Below are 20,222 nucleotides of genomic sequence, written 5' to 3' on the forward strand. Positions count from 1 at the left end.
GCGATAGACTCGGTGCGACTTACCGGAGGAACCCCTCATGCGAACGGACATCAAGCGCGTCGCGGTGATCGGCGCGGGCACCATCGGCGCCTCCTGGGCCGCCTATTTCCTGAGCCGCGGCCTGGCGGTCAGCGCCAGCGACCCGTCCCCCGGCGCGCCCGACCTGCTGCGCCGGATGATCGCCGATGCCTGGCCGATCCTGATGCAACTCGGCGGCAAGCCGGATGCGGACCCCACCGCCTGGACCTTCGACGCCGATCCGGCCAAGGCCGCCGCGGGCTGCGACTTCGTGCAGGAAAGCGCGCCGGAGCGGCTCGAGATCAAGCAGGACCTGCTCGCCCGCATCGATGGCGCGCTGCCGGCGGATGTGGTGATCGCCTCCTCGACCTCCGGCCTGCTGGCGAGCCGGCTGTCGGAACGCTGCGCCCATCCGGAACGCGTCGTCATCGGCCATCCCTTCAACCCGCCGCACCTGATCCCGCTGGTCGAGGTCGTCGGCGGCGCCAAGGGCAGCCCGGAGGCCGTGCAGGCCGCGATGCAGTTCTACCGCGCCATCGGCAAGCACCCGATCGAGATCCGCAAGGAAGTGCCCGGCCACCTCGCCAATCGCCTGCAGGCGGCGATCTGGCGCGAGGCGGTGCACCTCGTCGCCGAGGGTGTCGCCACCGTGGCCGATGTCGATGCCGCGATCAGCGAGGGCCCCGGCCTGCGCTGGGCGCTGATGGGCCCGCACACCACCTTCCACCTGGCCGGCGGGGAAGGGGGCATCGAGCATTTCCTCCATCACCTGATGCCGGCCGTCACCTCCTGGTGGAAGGACCTCGGCGAGCCGGACATCGACGCCGTCGTGCAGCGCATGCTGGTCGAAGGTGTCGCGGAAGCGACCGGCGGCGCGACGACCACGGACCTTGCGCGCCGTCGCGACGCCGCGCTGGTCCGCCTGCTCAGCGCGCGGCGCGGCGAGGAGGCATGAAGCGCAGCGCCTCCCTGCCGATGTACAACCTCGCCGGGCTGCGCCCGGCGAATGCGTCGTTCTGGGCGGCGATCGCGGAGGCATTGCGGGCGCGCGGCATCGGGGCGTTGCCCGAAGCGCCGGACTTCGAACGCCCCGCGGTGCCCGACCGGATCGGGCCGGAGGTGGTCTTCACCCAGACCTGCGGCTTTCCGCTCGGCACCATCTATCGCGGCCAGCATGCGCTGCTCGGCGTGCCGGACTATGAGCAGCCCGGGAATGCGCGGGCGCAGGCCGCAGCGTTGGGCATCGCCGGACCGGTGCATTGCGCCTTCATCCTCGTGCGCGAGGACGATCCGGCGCGGAGCCTCGAGGAGCTGCGCGGCCGCGTCTTCGCCTGCAACAGCCAGCATTCCAATTCGGGGATGAACCTGCCGCGCCGGACACTGGCGCCGATCGCCGGCGGCCGGCCTTTCTTCGCGCGGGTGGTCGAGACCGGCACGCATCCGGCCAGCATGGCCCTGGTGCAGTCCGGCGGCGCGGACGCGGCCTCGATCGACAACATGACCTACGCCTTCCACGCCGATGTCCGGCCGGAGGCAGTCTCCGGGTTGCGCGTCCTGGCCGAGACGGTGCCAAGTCCCGCCATTCCCTTCGTGACCTCGGCGGCGACCGATGCGGCGACGCAGTCTGCGCTGCGGGAAGCGTTGCACGAGGTGTCCGTCGCCCAGCGCCATGCCGAGCTCCGCCGCACGCTGCGCCTGCGCGCGATCGTCCCGCCCGAAGGGTCCGACTACGCCATCCTCGCCCGCTACGAGGCCGAGGCCGCGGCGATGGGCTATCCGCGCCTCGTCTGACGGCGGCGCGCCTAGTCGCCGGTCAGCACGCCCGTCACCGCCCGGCTGCCGTAGTAGCGCATGGCGCCGGGATGCCAGGGCAGGACGGTGTTGCGCACGAAGTTGCCGGGCACCGCCGCCGCGGCGGCGGGGTGCGCCTCCATCATCTCGGCGTGGAATTCGAAGACGTCGCGGACGATCTCGAAGGCCAGGCTCGGCACCATGTCCTGGCGCGCGATGGCGATGTTGAACAGGCCCACGGTCTCATAAGGCATCATCAGGGAGGGATAGGTCCCGGCGGGGATGCTCGATGCCGAGAGCTCCGGCGCCACCAGCCGGATGCGCGCCACCTGGTCGCGCGTGATCGGGATGTAGCGGATGGCGCGCCGCGCCTCGAGGTCGGCGATGGCCGGGAAGGGCACGCCGGCGGCGACCGCGATGGCGTCGATCTCGCCGACCCGGAAGCGGGCCGCGAGGTCTGCCCAGGACCCGTTGGCCGGCCGGATCTCCGCGCCGAGGGCGGAGAGCATGCGCGGCACATAGTCCGCGCCGGTGCCGCCCGCCGGGCCGACCGCGACCGTCTTGCCAGCGAGGTCCCCGACGCTGCGGATCGGGGAATCCCGTCGCACGACGAAGTGGAACGGCGTGTCGTACATCGCGAACAGCGCGCGCGCCGCACCGCGCTCGGCCCGCGCCTCCATCACCGCGCCGGTGGTCACGAAGCCGATCTGGGCCTGGCCCTCCTCGACCAGGCGCAGGTTCTCGGCAGGGCCGCTCGTCTCGCGGATCGACACGGCGATGCCGAGCTCGCGCGTCAGGATGCGCGCCAGCCCGACGCCATAGGCGTGGTAGGTGCCTCCCGGTGAGGCCGTGGCGATGACGATCGCGTTCGGCCAGCGCGGATCGGCGGCGGCGGCCGGCCGGGCCAGTGCCGCGAGGCCGATCAGCCCGAAGTGACGGCGCCGGATCACCGCGCGGGCCCCTAGGGCTTCGCCGCCCGGTGGCTGGCGGCCTCGGCGCGGATCTCGTCGGCGACGAGCACGGCCTCGGGGGTATCGGCCTCCGCCTCGGTCTCGCCGGACAGCACGCGGTTCATCCGCGCGACGTCGAGCGCACCTTCCCACTTCGCCACCACCACCGTCGCGATACCGTTGCCGACCAGGTTGGTCAGGGCGCGGGCCTCGGACATGAAGCGGTCGACGCCGAGGATGAGCGCGATGCTCGCCACCGGCACGGTGCCGAGGGAGGAGAGCGTCGCCGCCAGCACGATGAAGCCCGACCCGGTGACGCCGGCCGCCCCCTTGGACGTCAGCAGCAGGATGCCGATCAGCCCGATCTCCTGGCCCAGCGTCAGCGGCGTGTTGGTCGCCTGGGCAAGGAAGATCGCCGCCATGGTCAGGTAGATGCAGGTGCCGTCGAGGTTGAAGGAGTAGCCGGTCGGGATCACCAGCCCGACCACCGACTTCTCGCAGCCGAGGTTCTCCATCTTGGCCAGCATGCGCGGCAGCACGGTCTCGGAGGAGCTGGTGCCGAGGACGATCAGCAGCTCCTCCTTGATGTAGGCGATGAAGCGGAAGATCGAGAAGCCGCAGAGCCAGGCGATGCCGCCCAGCACGCCGAGCACGAAGAGCAGGCAGGTGACGTAGAAGGCCGCCATCAGCGAGCCGAGCTGGACCAGCGTGCCGACGCCGTAGCGCCCGATGGTGAAGGCCATGGCGCCGAAGGCGCCGAGCCACGCCACCTTCATGATGTAGCCGACGATGCGGAAGAAGACATGCGCCGTGCTGTCGATCATGTGCAGCAGCGGCTTGCCGTAGTCGCCCAGCGCCTGCAGCGCGAAGGCGAACAGCACGGCGATCAGCAGGACCTGCAGGATCTCCCCTTCGGCGAAGGCGCCCACCACCGTGTTCGGGATGATGTGCATCAGGAAGTCGACGGTCGATTGCTGCCCCGCCCGGGCGGTGTAGGTCGCGATGGCCCGGGTATCGAGCGCGGCGGGATCGACGTTCATCCCCGCGCCGGGCTTCCAGAGGTTGACCACCACCAGGCCGATGATCAGCGCGAGCGTCGTCAGCACCTCGAAATAGACCAGGGCCTTCACGCCGACCCGCCCGACCTTCTTCATGTCGTCCATGCTGGCGATGCCGTGCACGACGGTGCAGAAGATGATCGGCGCGATCAGCATCTTGATCAGCTTGATGAAGCCGTCCCCGAAGGGCTTCATCTGCACCGCGATCTCGGGCCAGAAATGGCCGAGCAGCACGCCGATGGTGATGGCGGCGAGCACCTGGGCATAGAGGTGCCGCCACCAGGGATGGTGCGCCGGGGTGGAGGATGCGGTCGCGGCGGTCATCGCCATGGAATGGCTCCTGCAGGCGTGGCGGCCGCATCGCGCCCGCCCCCCGGCGCCGGTCGCGAAGCCGTCCACTGCCGTGATGCCAGCACAGAAGCGCCGGGTGCGGGAAGCCGAACCTGCAGAGTCGCGCGGTGAATCCGATGACGCGCCGCAGCAGCGGCGCGGCAGTCAGCGCCCCGCGCGCACCAGCCGCCCCGGCAGCGCGCCGGTCGCCTCGCCGCCGCGATAGGTGATGGCGCCGGCGACGATCGTCGCGTCGAAGCCCCGTGCGCGCTGCAGCAAGCGCCGCCCGCCGGCCGGCAGGTCGCTGACCATGCGCGGTGCCTCGAGCCCGAGGGAAGCGAGGTCGAACACGTTGATGTCCGCCTTCATCCCCGGCCGCAGCACGCCGCGATCGGCCAGCCCCGCCGCGCTTGCGGTGTCCGAGGTCAGGCGCCGCACGATCTCCTCCACCGGGAACACCTGTTCCTTCGCGTCCCGTGCCCAGTAGGTCAGTAGGAAGGTCGGGAAGGACCCGTCCGAGATGAAGCCGACATGCGCCCCGCCGTCCGACAGCCCGGCGATGGCGTTGGGGTGCCGCAGGCATTCCGCGCTGGCTGACAGGGTGTAGTCGTGGAAGTTGGTCAGCGGCGCGAAGATGAAGTCGGCGCCGTCATTGGCCGTGAGGATGTCGTAGGCGACCTCCTCGGCGCTGCGGCCTTCCCGGGCGGCGATGGCAGCGATCGAGGCCTCCTTCGGCGGCGCGTAGTCGGGCGGCGCGCCGAAGGGGAACATCCGTTCGAAGGACAGGCGGGTGATGAGCGGGAAGTTCGATCCCGTGATCCGATCCTCGGACAGGATCCGCGCCCGCACGGCCGGGTCGCGCATCGCCGCCGCGCGCTGCGGCGCCGGCAGATGCGCGATCTCCTTGTAGGAGGTGCAGCCCGAGAAGGGGTTCTGGCTCCCCTGCAGCCCGAGCAGGATGCCGATCGGCCGCGGCGGGAAGACCGGGCGGATCGGCAGCCCCTGCGCGGCCGCCGCATCGGACATTGCCAGGAGGTCCTTCCACGCCTCGGTCCGGTCGTGCCGGGCGGTGAGGGAGAACAGAACGCGCTGGCCGGTCGCCTCGACCACACGGCGGACGATGCCGAATTCCGTCGCCGGGTCGGGGGTGTTCCAGTCCGAGACCAGTTCCAGCAGTCCGCCGCCGGCATCGCGCAGCCCCTCGGCGAGGCCCTTCAGCTCCTCCTCCTGCGCGCGCAGCGTCGGGGTCGGGTCGCCCTTCAGGGTCTTGTGGCTGATGGTGCGGGAGGTCGAGACGCCGAAGGCGCCGGCGCGCACCGCCTCGGTGGTGATCTCGCGCATCCGTGCGATGTCGGCCTGGTTCGCATTCTCGAGGTTCAGGCCGCGCTCGCCCATCACATGCACGCGCACCGCGCCGTGCGGCAGCAGGGCGCAGATGTCGATGTCGCGGGGTTTCGCGTCGAGCGCGTCGAGGTATTCGGGGAAGGTCTCCCAGCGCCAGTCCAGGCCCTCGTGCAGGATGGGGCCGGGGATGTCCTCTACACCTTCCATCAACTCGATCAGCCGGTCGCGGTCCCCAGCGCGGCAGGGGGCGAAGCCGACGCCGCAATTGCCCATCACGGCCGTGGTCACGCCATGCCAGGCCGACGGCGCGAGATGCGAATCCCACACCGCCTGCCCGTCGTAATGGGTGTGGATGTCGACGAAGCCGGGGGTGACGCAGCGGCCGCGGGCGTCGATCTCCTCACGCCCGCGGGCGGCGACGCGGCCGACCTCGGTGATCCGGCCGCCCTCGATGGCGACATCCGCCTCGCGCGGGGGCGCACCCGTCCCGTCGATGACGGTTCCGCCGCGGATCACCAGATCGGCCATGGCCTCGTTCCCTTCCTGTTGGCCGTCACCCTAGGCCGGGAGGGAAGGAGGTCAATCGTAGACGAAGCGTTCCTCCAGGATGCGGCGGGCCGGGACGCCGAGCGCGGCAAGGCCTGCGCGCACCTCGCGCATCATCGGCGGCGGACCGCACAGGACGAAGAGCCAGCCGGCCTCGCCCGCCGTCGCGCAGCGGCGCCGGATCAGGTCGCGGGTGACCATGCCCGTCTCGCCCGTCCAGCCGGGAGGAGGTTCCTGCAGGACGTGCACGACCTCGGCGCCGCTGGCGTCGAGCTCCTTGCCGGCCAGGATCTGCCCGTCGTGTCGATTGCCCTGGATGACCAGGCGCACGCGGCCGCGCTTCGTGCCGCGCAGGATCGACAGCAGCGGCGCCATCCCGACGCCGCCGCCGATCAGGCAAATGCCGGCTTCGGCCCGCCCATCGACGACCAGGTTGCCATGCGGGCCGTCCACGAAGGCCCGGCCGCCGACCGGCAGGCGGCCGATCCGGCGAGTGAAGTCGCCGGCCTCCTTGATAAGGAAATCGAGATGCCCGTCGGCCGATGGCGCCGAGGCGATGGAGAAGGGATGTTCCCGCAGCGTGAAAGGTGGCCGGTCGAGCCGCAGCCACGCGAACTGCCCCGCCCGGAACCGCAGGCCGTCATGCCCGACGGGCGTGAGCGCCAGCCGCCAGGTGCGGTCCGCGACCTGTTCGACCGCTGCAATGCGCCATGGCCGCCGGGAGAGCCTCAGCGGCCGGATGACATAGACCGCCAGCAGCGAGAGCAGCGCCAGGCCGAGCATCGCCATCCAGTACCCGGCCACGACGGGGTCCGCGCTGTAGCGCCCGGCCCGCATCGCGTGGACGGCCCCGAGCGCCGCCACCGCGAGGGCGCCGAGCCCATGCATCAGCCGCCAGGCCTCGTAGCGCCACGGGATCGAATCGCGCCCGATCGCCGCGGCGGTCAGCACGCCGAGCAGCAGCCAGGCGAGCCACCCGGTCGCGAGGCTGACGGCGTCGAGCCCGAGCACCCCGGCGCGTGTGGCGTCGTCCGGCATCAGGAACTGAGCGCCCGTCGGCGTGGTGTAGACAAAGGGGTGCAGCATCAGCACGACGGTCAGGACCCGCGCGAAGACCTGGTGCCAGCGCATCGTCCGGTCGATCCCGATGCCGCCGCTGATCGCCCGGAAGCGTCCCGAGAGCAGGAATTCGAGCAGAAGGGCCGCGAAGGCGACCATGGCGAGCAGGCTCGAGGCCTCGTCCGTCCAGGAACGCGCGATGCCGACCCTCGCCCAGCCGAGCGCCGCGGGTAGCGCAACCAGCCCTGCATAGGCGGTGAGCAAAAGCCAAGCCGGCATCCTGATCTCCCCCTCCCGCTCGGCCGGTATCGCTAACCGAGGCCGGGCGGCAGGAAGTTGACGCAGCGCAACAGCGGCACCGCCATCCTTCCGGTGGACCACGGCTTGCATCCATGGGAAAGCAGGACCCAATCGAGCAGGCCCGGACATGTCCATCCACGTCGCGCTGACGCACCGCACCACCTACCGCTACGAGCGCCCCGCGACGCTCGGGCCGCAGACCATCCGCCTCCGGCCGGCGCCGCACAGCCGGACCCCGGTGCTGTCCTACGCCCTGAAGGTGGAGCCCCAGCCCCACTTCCTGAACTGGCAGCAGGACCCCCAGGGGAACTTCCTGGCCCGCGTGGTCTTCCCCGAGCGGGTGACCCATTTCGACGTGACGGTGGACCTCGTCGCCGACATGGCGACGATCAACCCCTTCGACTTCTTCCTCGAGCCCGAGGCCGAGACCTGGCCCTTCGCCTACGACCCGGCGCTCGAGCAGGAACTGGCCCCGTTCCGCCGGATCGAGCCGGCGGGACCGCTGCTCGAAGCCCTGTTCGCCGCGGTTCCGCGGACCGAGCAGCGCACGGTCGACATGCTGGTCGGCCTGAACCAGATGGTCCAGGAACGCATCGCCTACGTCGTGCGCATGGAGCCCGGCGTCTGGTCGCCCGAGAAAACCTTGGGCGAGGGGAAGGGGTCCTGCCGCGACTCCGCCTGGCTGCTGGTGCAGCTGCTGCGCCGCCTGGGCTTCGCCGCGCGCTTCGTGTCGGGCTACCTGATCCAGCTGGTCGCCGACCAGAAGCCGCTCGAAGGCCCCGAGGGCCCCGAGGCCGACTTCACCGACCTGCACGCCTGGGCCGAGGTCTACCTGCCGGGCGCGGGGTGGATCGGCCTCGACGCGACCTCCGGCCTGCTGACCGGGGAAGGGCACATCCCGCTGGCCGCGACGCCGGAGCCGCAATCGGCCGCCCCGATCTCCGGCGCGCTCGAGAAGGTCGAGACCGAGTTCGGCTTCGAGATGTCGGTCCGGCGCATCCGGGAAACCCCGCGCGTCACCAAGCCCTACACCCCTGCCCAATGGGCAGGCATCCGCGCCGCCGGCGAGGCAGTCGACCGCAAGCTGGCGCGGCTCGGCCTGAAGCTGACCATGGGGGGCGAGCCGACCTTCGTCGCCGCCTCCGACCGCGATGCCCCGGAATGGAACACGGATGCGCTCGGCCCCACCAAGCGCGCCTATGCCGGGCGGCTGCTCCGGCGGCTGAAGGACCTCTGGTCCCCCGGCGCTGCCCTGCAATACGCCTTGGGCAAGCACTACCCGGGCGAGCAGCTGCCGCGCTGGGCGCTCTATTCCCACTGGCGGACGGATGGGGAGCCGGTCTGGACCGATGCCGCGCTGCTCGCCTCGGATGACGACCGCGACGACGCGACCGCGGCGGATGCCGCCCTTTTCGCCCGGCAGCTGGCCGAGCGGCTGCAGGTCGATCCCGGCCTGGTGCAGGGCGCGCATGAGGACATCCACTACTACCTGTGGAAGGAACAGCGCCTGCCGGCCAATGTCGTGGTCGAGGACAGCAGGCTCACCGATCCGCTGGAACGGGCGCGCCTGGCCAAGGTGTTCGGTCAGGGGCTGTCGGCCGAGGTCGGCTCCATCCTTCCGCTGCGCCGGGTCATGCAGGACGGCGTCCGCCGCTGGCAGTCCGGCCGCTGGTTCTTCCGCGGCGACCACCTGTTCCTGATCCCCGGCGACAGCCCGATCGGCCTGCGCCTGCCGCTCGCCTCGCTGCCCTGGATGAGCGAGGAGGACGCGCGCCGGATCATCGAATCCGAGGCCGACCCCTTCGCCTGGCGCGAGGACCTGCCGCCGCACGCCGCGCTGCTGGCCCAGCGGGCGCTGCGCGCGCAGATGCAGCCCGAAAGCCTGCGCCAGCGCGGCATCCTCGGCCCCCGGCCCGGCGAGCGCACCAGCAGCGGCATCGAGGAGTTCCGGCCCCAGCCGCAGGACCTGCCCGTGGTCGGCCAGTCCGATCCGGGCGTGGTGCGCACCGCGCTCACGGTCGAATCCCGCGACGGCAAGATCCACGTCTTCTACCCGCCGCTCTTTTCGGCCGAGGATTGGCTTGACCTCACCGCGGCGGTCGAGGCGACGGCGGCCGAGACGGGGCGCAAGGTGGTCCTGGAAGGCTACCTGCCGCCGTCGGATCCGCGCCTGACGCATTTCTCGGTCACGCCGGACCCCGGCGTGATCGAGGTGAACATCCACCCCGCCACCCATTGGGGCGAGGTGGTCGGGCGGACCGAGCAGCTCTACGAGGAAGCGCGGCAGGTCGGCCTGGCGGCCGAGAAGTTCATGCTCGACGGCCGGCATGTCGGCACCGGCGGCGGCAACCATGTGGTGATGGGCGGGGAGACGGCGGCCGAGAGCCCCTTCCTCAAGCGCCCGGACCTGCTGAAGTCGCTGGTCGGGTTCTGGCACAACCATCCCTCGCTCTCGTATCTCTTCAGCGGCCTCTTCATCGGCCCGACCAGCCAGCATCCGCGCATCGACGAGGCGCGGATGGATTCCCTCCATGAGCTCGAGATCGCCTTCTCCAAGGTGCATGCCGGGCAGGAGGTGCCGCCCTGGCTGACCGACCGGCTGTTCCGCAACCTGCTCTGCGACATGACCGGCAACACGCATCGCACCGAGTTCTGCATCGACAAGATGTACGACCCGGGCAGCAGCAGCGGGCGTCGTGGCCTCGTCGAGTTCCGCGCCTTCGAGATGCCGCCGCATGCCGAGATGTCGGCGGCGCAGATGCTGCTGATGCGCGCCGCCCTCGCGTCGTTCTGGGAACGGCCCTATGAGCGCCGCCTGGTGCGCTGGGGCACGCGCCTGCACGACCAGTTCATGCTGCCGCATTACTGCGAGCAGGATTTCCGCGACGCGATCGACGAGCTGCGCAACCTCGGCGCGCCGCTCGACGCCGACTGGTTCGCCACGCACCTCGCCTTCCGCTTCCCGCTGATCGGCGAGGTGCCGGTCCGCGACACCCACCTCGAACTGCGCCACGCCCTCGAACCGTGGCACGTGCTGGGCGAGGAATCCGCGGCCGGCGGCACCGTGCGCTACGTCGACAGCAGCGCCGAGCGCGTCCAGGCGCGCGTGACCAACTGGGTCGAGGACCGCCACCTGCTGACGGTCAACGGCGTCGCGGTGCCGCTACGCGCGACCGAGCGCGCGGGGGAATACGTCGCCGGCATCCGCTTCAAGGCGTGGAACCCGCCATCGTCGCTGCATCCGACGACCCGGCCGCAGACGCCGCTGATCCTCGATGTCTTCGACCGCTGGAGCGGGCGCAGCCTCGGCGGCCTGACCTACCACGTCGCGCATCCGGGCGGACGCAACTACGAGCGCTACCCGGTCAACGCTAACGAGGCCGAGGCGCGCCGCCGTGCCCGCTTCTTCCCCTTCGGCCATACCGCCGGGACGATGGCGCCGCCCGAGCCCGTGGCCGCGCTGGAACTGCCCTTCACCCTCGACCTCAGACGTCATGGCTGAGGGGGAGTCAGTCCCGCCCGTCGATGAGATGGTGGATGGCCGCGGTGGCGTGCGCCCGCACTGGCGCACGCTGCTCGGCATCCTCGGCGGGATGGGGGAGGGGGTGCTGGGCGAACGCGCCCGCCGGCTCGACCGTGCCTTCGAGGATGAGGGCATGGCCGGCGTGCTGCCCGGATCGAAGCGCGAGGTCGCCTGGCGCTGCGATCCTCTGCCGCTGGTGCTGTCGGCGCAGGAATTCGCCGCCCTCGAGGCCGGGATCGCGCAACGCGCGCGGATGATCGAGGCGCTGCTGCGCGACCTGTATGGGCCGCAGGCGCTGCTCACCGAAGGGCTGGTGCCGCCCGAACTGGTCTTCGCGAACCGCGCCTTCCTGCGCGCCTGCCACAGCGAGGGCGTCGCGCCGGCGGTGCCGCAGCTGCATCTTTATGCCGTCGACCTGATGCGCGGCCCGGACGGGCAGTGGCGCGTGCTGGCCGACCGGACCACGGCGCCGGCGGGCGCCGGCCTCGCGCGGGAGAACCGCCGCATCCTCGCCCGCGTGATGCCGGAGGCCTTCCGCGGTGCTTCCGTCCGTTCCATGCGGCCCTTCTTCGACGTTTGGCAGGATGCGCTGCAGCGCCTTGCGCCGTCGGACCGGCCAGACCCGGCGGTGGCGCTGCTGACGCGCGGGACGCACCATCCGCGCTGGGTCGAGGACATGCTGCTCTCGCGCGAATTGTCCTGCGCGCTGGTCGAATGCGGCGACCTGACGGTGCGCGGCGGGGCGGTGCACCTCAAGACCCTGCAGGGGCTGCAGCCGGTCGACGTGCTGCTCTCGCGGCTCGAGGGCGCGATGCTCGACCCGCTCGAAAGCGCTGATGCCGGGACGTCCGGCGTGCCCGGCCTGCTGGACGCGGCGCGGCATGGGCAGGTCCGCATCCTCAATGCGCCGGGGGCAGCACTCGCCGAAGCGCCGGCCTTCGCCGCCTTCCTGCCGGCCTTGATGCAGCGTCTGCTGGGCGAGGCGCCGCTGCTGCCCTCGGTCGAGACGCTCTGGCTCGGCGATCCCGCTGCGCGCGCGCGCGTCCTGGCCGAGCCAGGCTGGACCGTTTGCGCCGCGACCGATGGCGCGGCGCGGCGCGAGGTGCCGCGCGAGGCCTGGGACGTGGCGCGCAACGCCGAGGCGCGGCCGCGCGCCCACGCCGCGACGCGCCTACCGGTCCCTTCCGTCGTGCCCACCGTGGTCGGCGACCGGCTCGAACCGCGCCCGCTCGTGCTGCGGATGTTCGCCGTCTTCGACGGTGCGGAATGGCGCGTGATGCCGGGCGGCCTCGCGCGCATCGGCGCCGATGCCGCGCTCGGCGGCGCGCTGCCGACGCAGGGCCTGTCCAAGGATGTCTGGGTGCTGGCCGAGGAAGGCCACGACATCATCGGCCCCGCCGCGCTGCAATTGCCGCCGCTGCCGATCCGCCGGCAGCCCGGTGCACTGCCGTCCCGTGTCGCGGACAACCTGTTCTGGCTCGGTCGCTACACCGAACGGCTGGAACGGGCCGCGCGGCTGGTGCGCGCGACCCATGCGCGCATCTCCCGTGGCGTCGTGCTGCCACGCGAGGCGGCCGAGGTCGCCGCCCTGGCCCGCTGCCTCGGCCAGGCGGGCTTCACGGGGGCGGAGGAAGTCGCGGGATCCTCGGCCGCGCAGGCGCTGCCCGGTATCATCGCGCGCGAGATGCGCCCGGACGGCGCGCTGCCGATGCTCGCCGACCGCATCGCGACGCTGACGGCGATGGTGCGGGACCGGCTGACCGCCGACATGCACGCGACCTTCACGCTGACGCTGCGCAGCGCGCGCGCCGAGCTGCAGCAGGCGGGTGACAGCCTCGAGGCGATCGCGCGCGCCATGATCCCGGTGTTGCGCTTCGCGACCGCCGTCGCCGGCGTCGCGGCCGAGAGCATGGTGCGCGGCGGCGCCTGGCTGTTTCTCGACCTCGGGCGCCGGATCGAGCGCGCGCAGGCGATCGCCTCCGAGGTCGGCTTCGCTCTGGAACAGCCGCCGGCACGCATCGAGGGCGGGCTGCGCCTGATCCTCGAACTCTGCGACAGCGTCATCACCTATCGCAGCCGCTACCTCAGCATCCTGCAGCCCGCGCCGGCGCTGGACCTGGTGCTTGCCGACGAGAGCAATCCGCGTGCGCTCGCCTTCCAGCTGGCCGCGATCAGCCGGAACCTGTCGGAAGTCGCGGGCGAGGCGGATCGCGCCCTGCCGGATGAGGCGGCCTCGCTGCTCGCGGAGGCCGAGGCGATGGTCGCCCATGTCCTTGCCGCGCCGGACCAGACCTTCGCGGCCGCGGGCCTGCCGCCGCGGCTCGAGGCCGTCGGCAACCGCATCGCCGCGCTGTCGGATGCGGTGACGCGGCGCTACTTCGCGCTGCTGCCGGCGAGGCAGACGGTCGGCATGGAAGGCGCGGCGCCGGCGCTCAAGGGGGCGGCGTGATCTACCGGCTGCGCCACGTCACCACCTATGCCTATGCGAGCCCGGTGGATCTCGCCGCGCATCTGCTGCTGCTGACGCCGCGGCGGCTGCCGCACCAGTCGGTGGCGCGCGCGACGCTCGCCATCACGCCGACGCCCTCGCATGTGACCGAGGCGACCGACCATTTCGGCAACCTCGCGACGCGCGCCTTCCTCGACGTGCCGCACGCGAAGTTCGAGGTGATCGCCGAGGCGTTGGTCGAGGTGCGCTTCCCCGATCCGCCCGCCATCGCCGCGACACCCGCGTGGGCGGAGGTCGCCGAGGCCGCGCGCCTGTCACCGGCTGCCGAGTTCGTCTTCCCGAGCGCCCTCGCGCCGCTGGTGCCGGGGGCCACGGGCTATGCCGCGGCTTCCTTCCCGGCGGGGCGGCCGGTGCTTGCCGGCCTGCTGGAACTGATGGCGCGCATCCGGCGCGACTTCACCTACAAGCCGGGCGTCACGGGGCCGAACACCCAGGTGTCCGAGGTGCTGCAGAGCCGCACCGGCGTCTGCCAGGACTATGCGCATGTGATGATCAGCGGGCTCAGGGGGCTCGGCCTGCCGGCGCGCTACGTCTCGGGCTACGTCCGCACCCGCCCGCCGCCAGGTGGCGTCGCGCGGCGCGGCGCGGACCAGTCCCATGCATGGGTCGAGGCCTGGCTGGGCCCCGCCCATGGCTGGGTAGGGCTCGATCCGACCAACGACATCGTCGTGCGCGACGAACATGTCGTGCTCGCCTGGGGACGCGATTTCGCGGATGTGAGCCCGCTGCGCGGGGTGATCCTCGGGGGCGGGGAGCATGGCCTATGGGTCGGCGTCGACCTCGAGGAGGCGGATGCGCGCGTGCCCGCCTGAGGGCAGGCACGCTTCGACCTGCCCGTCCCGTCGGCAGGCCATGCATCCCGCGCCGCATGTCGGGGACGTAACGCGGGTTGACGCCTGCGGCGGTCGCGATGACAGTTTCGACGACCGGCCGGAGATTGCGCAATGAATGTCGTCACCCCGAGCGCCGCCATGCGCGGCGTCAGCGAAGAGGAATGGAAGATCCGCTGCGACCTCGCGGCACTCTACCGCCTCGTCGCGCATTTCCGGATGACGGACTTCATCTACACGCACATCAGTGCGCGCCTGCCGGGCCCCGATCATCACTTCCTGATCAACAAGTACGGCGTGCTGTTCCATGAGATGCGCGCGAGCGACCTGGTGAAGATCGACCTCGACGGCAACGTCGTGGAGGAAGCCGCGGAATCGAAGCCGGTGAACGCCGCGGGCTTCACCATCCATTCCGCGATCCACATGGCGCGCGACGATGCGAGCGTCGTCATCCATACCCACACCGAGGCGGGCATTGCCGTCTCGGCCCAGCGCAAGGGCCTGCTTCCGCTCAGCCAGCACGCGCTGAAGTTCTACGGGCACCTCGCCTATCACGACTACGAAGGGATCGCGCTCGACCTCGATGAGCGGGAGCGGCTGGTCAAGGACCTCGGCACCCACAATGCGATGATTCTGCGCAACCACGGGCTGCTGGTCTGCGGGCGCTTCCCGGCCGAGGCGTTCCTCAACATCTACTACCTCGAGCGTGCCTGCCAGGCGCAGATCTCCGCCATGTCCGGCGGCGCCGAACTGGTCATGCCGCCCGAGAGCGTGCGCCTGCACACCGCCGCGCAGTTCAACAAGGGCAGCGACGAGAGCGCCTTCGCCATGGCCTGGGGCGCGGCGCTGCGCCTGATCGGGGACGGAAAGCCGGATTACCGCTCGTGACCGCTGACCTGCTGATCTCAGGGGGGCGCGTCTTCCGCGGCCTCGCGCAAGGCTTCACCGATGCGATCGCCGTGAAGGACGGGCGGGTGCTCGCGATCGGCGCCGATGCGATGACCGCGGCAGGGCCGGGGACGCGACGGATCGAGCTCAACGGCCGTGTCGCCATACCCGCCTTCAACGAAGCGCATATGCACCTGCTGCCCTATGGGCTCGGCCTGTCGCAGGTGAACCTGCGCGCCGAGGAAGTCCGCACGCTGGACGAGGTGCTGCGCCGCATCCGCACCGCGGCGCAGGCGCTGCCGAAGGGGGCGTGGGTGCTGGGCCGTGGCTACGACCATGGGGAGCTCGACATCGGGCGCCAGCCGCCCGCCGAGGAACTCGACGCCGCGGCGCCTGACAACCCGGTCTTCATCGTGCGGACCTGCGGGCATGTCGGCGTGGCGAACAGCGCGGCGATGAAGCTCGCCGGCGTCGGTCACAATACGCCGAACCCGGAAGGCGGCGTGATCGTCCGCAAGAACGGCAAGCTCACGGGCGAGTTCCAGGAACGCGCCATGCGGCTGGTCAAGGACGTGATGCCGGAGCCCGACCAGGCGCGCATGGTCGATGCCATCGGCGCGGCCTGCGACCATCTCGCCTCGCTCGGCTTCGCCTCGGCGACCGACATGAATGTCGGCATGACCGCTGGCATGAACGAGATCGCGGCCTATGACGCGGCCAAGGCTGCGGGTCGGCTGCCGCTGCGCATGTGGCAGGTGCTGGCCGGCAATCCGGAAGGCATCGCGCAGGACGCCTGGGCGGCCGGGCTGCGGCCGATGGCGGGCGATGATTCCCTGCGCTGGGGCGCGGTAAAGGTCTTCGCCGACGGGTCGGCCGGCGGGCTCACGGCGGCTTTCTTCGATCCGTATCTCGCCTCGGTCGGCGGTGGCACGGGCGTCTTCACCTTCCCGGACGAGAAGATCCACGCGCTGCTGAAACTCTATCACGAGCAGGGGTGGCAGCTGGATATCCATGCCATCGGCGACGCCGCGATCGAGCAGGTGCTGCTGGGCATGGAGGCCGCGGACAGCGAGGCGCACCCCTTCGCCGGTCGCCGCCATCGCATCGAGCATTGCGGCTTCCTCACCGCGGGCCAGCGCCGGCGCATGAAGGCGCGCGGCATCCTGCCGGTGCCGCAGCCGACCTTCATGTACGAGTTCGGCGACCTCTACGTCCGCAACCTCGGCCATGAGCGCTCGGACCGCGCCTATCCGATGAAGACCTGGCTCGATGAGGGGCACCACCCGGCGGCCTCCTCGGACTGCCCGGTCTGCACGGTCGATCCCTTCATCAACCTCTTCACCATGGTCACGCGCAAGACGAACCGCGGCACGGTGCTGGGGCCGGAGGAACGGCTGACGCCGGAAGAAGCCGTGCATTGCTACACCTGGTGCGGCGCCTACACCCAGTTCGCCGAGGATCGCCGCGGCACGCTGGACCCTGGCATGCAGGCCGACATCGCCGTGCTCTCGGCGGATGTCTTCGCGATCGAGCCCGAGGCCATGCTGAAGACTCGGGCGGACTTGACCTTCCGCGACGGCGCCGCGATCTTCGACCGGCACGGCGAGGCCCCGGGCGCCGTCGCGGCGCAGTAGCCCCGTCATGCTGCGCCACGCGATCCAGCGCCTGATCCTTGCCATCCCGGTGATGTTCGGCGTGCTCCTGATCGGCTTCCTGCTGATGCAGGTGGTGCCGACCGACCCGGCGACGGTGCGCGCCGGGCCGACGGCGACGCCTGACGTCATCGCCGCCATCCGGGCCGATCTCGGCCTCGACGAGCCGCTCTACAAGCAGTTCGCGCTCTACGTCTGGCGGCTGCTGCACGGGGACCTCGGCTCCTCCATCATCAATAACGTGCCCGTCAGCCAGGAACTCGGCGCGACGATCGGGCCGACGCTCGAGCTGATGTTCGCGAGCCTGTTCTGGTCCATCCCGCTCGGCATCCTGCTCGGCACACTCGCGGGCTATTGGCGCGGATCGCTGATCGACCGGACGATCATGGCGATCTCGGTGGCAGGCGTGTCGGTGCCTGTCTTCTTCCTCGGGCTGGTGCTGATCTGGTTCGTCGGCTTCCAGTGGCAGTGGCTGCCCTTCACCGGGCGGGCGGGGCCAATCTGGACGCTGGATGGGATGCTTTCGCTGATCCTGCCGGCGGTGACGCTGGGCGGCGTGTTCATCGGGCCGGTGGCGCGCATGACGCGCACGGCGGTGCTTGACGTGCTGTCGGCCGACCACGTCCGCACGGCGCGCGCCAAGGGGCTGACCGAGCGTCTGGTGGTGATGCGCCACGCACTGCGCAACGCGCTGGTGCCGGTCATCACGCTGATCGGGCTGCAGATCGGCTTCCTGCTCGGCGGGGCCGTGGTGACGGAGACGGTGTTCTCCTGGCCGGGCGTCGGGCGCCTGGCGGTCGGCGCCATCCTGTCCTCGGACTTCCCGATGGCGCAGGGGACCATCATCGTCCTGTCGATGGGCTTCATCGTGATCAACCTGACGGTGGACGTACTCTACGCTGCCCTCGACCCCAGGATCCGCGGCGCATGAGTGCGACGACCGAGACCGAAGAACCGATCGCGCCGCCGCGTCCGGGCGTGCTGGCGCGCTTGATCCGTGAACCGGCGGCGGCCGTCTCCCTTGCGCTGGTGACGCTCATCATCGCCGCGGCGGTCTTCGCGCCGTTGCTGGCACCGACCGATCCCTATGACAACGACCTCTCGCTCGCGATGCAGCCGCCGGGCAGCGAGGGCCTGCCGCTCGGCGCTGATGCGCAGGGGCGGGACATGATCACGCGCCTTGTCTACGGCCTGCGCGTGTCGCTGCTGATGGGCTTCGCGGCGGTGCTGCTGGGCGGCGGGCTCGGCGCGCTGCTCGGCTTCCTCGCGGCCTTCTACCATCGCTGGCTGGACGGGCCGATCATGCGCTTGGTGGACATCCTGCTGTCCTTCCCGGCGATCCTGGTGGGGCTTGCGATCGCCGCGATCTTCGGGCCGGGCATCTTCTCGGTGGTGCTGGCACTGTCGGTCGCGACCGTGCCGCTGATGGCGCGCATCGTGCGCGGCAGCGCGATGGTGGTGATGCGGCTCGACTACATCGAGGCCGCGCGCGCCACCGGCATGACCGATGCGCGGCTGATCTGGAAGCATTTGGCGCCGAACTGCCTGTCGGCGATCTTCGTCTTCGCGACGCTGCGCTTCGGTCAGGTCATCCTGCTGGGGTCCGCGCTGTCCTTCCTTGGCCTCGGGGCGCAGCCGCCGGTGCCGGAACTGGGCGCGATGGCCTCCGAGGGGCGCAACTTCCTGTTCTTCGCACCGCACATCGCCGTCGTGCCCTGCGTGCTGATTTTCATCGTCGTGCTGGCGTTCAACGTCCTGGGGGACGCGCTGCGCGACGCGCTGGATCCAAGGCTTCGCGTTTGATCGGGAGAGGGAAGACCATGAGGAAGACCTTCGGCGCCGCGCTGCTCGCGCTGGCGGCGGCCATGCCGGTGGCGGATGCCCTGGCCCAGGCGGCCAATCCGCGCAACACGCTGGTGATCCTGCGTGAGATCGACGCGGACAACTACGATCCGCCGCGCTCCACCGCCCGTGGCGCGGGCGAGGTGATCTACATGATGAGCGACACGCTGGTGGCGCTCGACTTCGACATGCAGACGGTCCGACCGCTGCTCGCCGAGCGGTGGGAAATCAGCCCCGACGGCAAGACCTATACCTTCCATCTCCGCCGCGACGTGACCTTCTGCGACGGCCGCCCGATGACGGCCGACGACGTGGTCTATTCGCTCAACCGCTTCATCGACCCTGCGACGCGCAGCCCGGTGCGGTGGCGCGCCGGCCCGGTGAAGGAGATCCGCGCGCGTGACCAGTTCACCGTCGAGTACGAGTTGAACGAGCCCTTCGGCGAATTGCTGTTCCAGTTGACGCTCTTTTTCGCCTCGATCGTGGATCGCAACTCGGTCGAGCGCCTGGGCCAGAACTTCGGCGTGCAGGGCTTCAACGGCACGGGCCCCTATTGCTGGGCGTCCTGGACGCCACGGCAGGAAATGGTCCTGACCCGCCATCCGACCTACAACTGGGGGCCGTCCGGCGTCTACCAGAACCCGGCGCCGCAGGTGGATCGCGTTGTCTGGCGTGTCACCCCGGAATCGCAGACGCGCCTCGCTGCGCTGCAGACCGGCCAGGGTGACGTGACGCAGTACATTCCGTATATCGCCATCCAGCAGCTCCGGCGCCAGCCGAATGTGCGCATGTCCCAGCAGGAGAACTACTTCTGGGACCACTTCATGGGCTTCAAGGTGGACAAGCCCGTGGTGAGCGACCCGGCGGTGCGCCGCGCCATCAACATGGCGGTGAACCGCGAGGCGATCGTGCGCGCCACCTGGTTCGGGGCGGCGACGCCGGCGGATGCGTACCTCAACCCGAACGTGACGGGCTTCGATGCCGAGGCTGCGCGCCTGGTGCCGCGCTTTGACCAGGCCGGCGCGCAGCGCGTGCTCGATGAGGCCGGCTGGCGCATGGGCCCGGATGGCATCCGCGTGAAGGACGGCCAGCGCGCCACCTTCCTTGTCTACGGCATCCAGACCCAGGCGGCGCAGCAGTACCTGCAGTCGATGCAGGCCGACCTGCGGCGCATCGGGCTCGAGATGCGCATCCAGATGTGGGATGCGACGGTCGGCTGGGGGCGCCTCGCGACGCAGGAATTCGATGCCTTCGTCATGTCCTACCCCTATGTGACGGCGACGGACGCCTTCTCGCTCTACTTCAACAGCCGCAACCGGCCGACGCCGAACCGGATGAACTGGAACGACCCGGAGACCGATCGCGCGCTGACCGAGGCGCAGACCTCCGTCGACCCGGCCGTCCGCGCGGCCGCCATCGCCCGCGCGCAGCGCATCGTCGCCGAGAACAACGTCTGGTTCCCGGTGGCGCGTGAACAGCTCTGGGTCGCCGCCTCGGCGCGGACAGAGGGCGTGCGGGCGCACGGCATCTACGGCATCGCCCTCTACAAGGGCCTCGACATCCGGCTGACGCGCTGAGGGAG

General features: G+C 70.8%; 14 protein-coding genes. 10 read left to right on the forward strand and 4 right to left on the reverse strand.

Annotation, left to right across the window (positions count from 1 at the left end; all coding sequences use genetic code 11):
- Positions 1-37 precede the first annotated feature (37 nt).
- On the forward strand, positions 38-973 hold the full coding sequence (locus GWK15_RS01050) for a 3-hydroxyacyl-CoA dehydrogenase NAD-binding domain-containing protein (protein ID WP_168038210.1): 936 nt from the start codon (positions 38-40) through the stop codon (positions 971-973).
- On the forward strand, positions 970-1,809 hold the full coding sequence (locus GWK15_RS01055; protein ID WP_209441964.1) for a phosphate/phosphite/phosphonate ABC transporter substrate-binding protein: 840 nt from the start codon (positions 970-972) through the stop codon (positions 1,807-1,809). The genes GWK15_RS01050 and GWK15_RS01055 overlap by 4 nt, the downstream gene beginning before the upstream one ends.
- Before the next feature lie 11 nt (positions 1,810-1,820).
- Here the strand turns inward: GWK15_RS01055 and GWK15_RS01060 are convergent, their stop codons facing one another.
- The 4 genes from GWK15_RS01060 to GWK15_RS01075 all read right to left on the reverse strand — a co-directional run bounded on the left by GWK15_RS01060 (position 1,821) and on the right by GWK15_RS01075 (position 7,375).
- Positions 1,821-2,759, reverse strand: coding sequence for a TAXI family TRAP transporter solute-binding subunit (locus GWK15_RS01060; protein WP_168038212.1), 939 nt, complete (start codon positions 2,757-2,759; stop codon positions 1,821-1,823).
- 11 nt (positions 2,760-2,770) lie between these two features.
- The gene (locus GWK15_RS01065) at positions 2,771-4,147 is read right to left on the reverse strand and encodes a dicarboxylate/amino acid:cation symporter (RefSeq protein WP_272869975.1); all 1,377 of its coding nucleotides are present in this window, start codon (positions 4,145-4,147) and stop codon (positions 2,771-2,773) included.
- 165 nt (positions 4,148-4,312) lie between these two features.
- Complete coding sequence (locus tag GWK15_RS01070) at positions 4,313-6,019, reverse strand: N-acyl-D-amino-acid deacylase family protein (protein ID WP_168038214.1); 1,707 nt, start codon at positions 6,017-6,019, stop codon at positions 4,313-4,315.
- 51 nt (positions 6,020-6,070) lie between these two features.
- Positions 6,071-7,375, reverse strand: coding sequence for a ferredoxin reductase family protein (locus tag GWK15_RS01075; RefSeq protein ID WP_168038216.1), 1,305 nt, complete (start codon positions 7,373-7,375; stop codon positions 6,071-6,073).
- 148 nt (positions 7,376-7,523) lie between these two features.
- Between GWK15_RS01075 and GWK15_RS01080 the strand changes: the two genes are divergently transcribed.
- The 8 genes from GWK15_RS01080 to GWK15_RS01115 all read left to right on the forward strand — a co-directional run bounded on the left by GWK15_RS01080 (position 7,524) and on the right by GWK15_RS01115 (position 20,217).
- Positions 7,524-10,898 carry a transglutaminase family protein gene (locus GWK15_RS01080; protein WP_168038218.1) on the forward strand — a complete coding sequence of 1,125 codons (3,375 nt, stop codon included), beginning with the start codon at positions 7,524-7,526 and terminating at the stop codon, positions 10,896-10,898.
- Positions 10,891-13,368 carry a circularly permuted type 2 ATP-grasp protein gene (locus GWK15_RS01085; RefSeq protein WP_168038220.1) on the forward strand — a complete coding sequence of 826 codons (2,478 nt, stop codon included), beginning with the start codon at positions 10,891-10,893 and terminating at the stop codon, positions 13,366-13,368. The genes GWK15_RS01080 and GWK15_RS01085 overlap by 8 nt, the downstream gene beginning before the upstream one ends.
- Positions 13,365-14,240, forward strand: coding sequence for a transglutaminase N-terminal domain-containing protein (locus GWK15_RS01090; RefSeq protein WP_168038222.1), 876 nt, complete (start codon positions 13,365-13,367; stop codon positions 14,238-14,240). The genes GWK15_RS01085 and GWK15_RS01090 overlap by 4 nt, the downstream gene beginning before the upstream one ends.
- A 132-nt stretch (positions 14,241-14,372) precedes the next feature.
- Complete coding sequence (locus GWK15_RS01095) at positions 14,373-15,146, forward strand: class II aldolase/adducin family protein (protein ID WP_168038224.1); 774 nt, start codon at positions 14,373-14,375, stop codon at positions 15,144-15,146.
- Positions 15,143-16,780, forward strand: coding sequence for an amidohydrolase family protein (locus tag GWK15_RS01100; RefSeq protein ID WP_168038226.1), 1,638 nt, complete (start codon positions 15,143-15,145; stop codon positions 16,778-16,780). Before GWK15_RS01095 ends, GWK15_RS01100 begins: the two co-directional genes overlap by 4 nt.
- Before the next feature lie 7 nt (positions 16,781-16,787).
- On the forward strand, positions 16,788-17,729 hold the full coding sequence (locus tag GWK15_RS01105; RefSeq protein WP_168038228.1) for an ABC transporter permease: 942 nt from the start codon (positions 16,788-16,790) through the stop codon (positions 17,727-17,729).
- On the forward strand, positions 17,726-18,601 hold the full coding sequence (locus GWK15_RS01110; RefSeq protein ID WP_168038230.1) for an ABC transporter permease: 876 nt from the start codon (positions 17,726-17,728) through the stop codon (positions 18,599-18,601). Before GWK15_RS01105 ends, GWK15_RS01110 begins: the two co-directional genes overlap by 4 nt.
- Positions 18,602-18,618: 17 nt before the next feature.
- The gene (locus GWK15_RS01115) at positions 18,619-20,217 is read left to right on the forward strand and encodes an ABC transporter substrate-binding protein (RefSeq protein ID WP_168038232.1); all 1,599 of its coding nucleotides are present in this window, start codon (positions 18,619-18,621) and stop codon (positions 20,215-20,217) included.
- The last annotated feature ends 5 nt before the right edge of the window (positions 20,218-20,222 follow it).

This window comes from Neoroseomonas oryzicola (genome assembly GCF_012163135.1).
Lineage (GTDB): Bacteria > Pseudomonadota > Alphaproteobacteria > Acetobacterales > Acetobacteraceae > Neoroseomonas > Neoroseomonas oryzicola.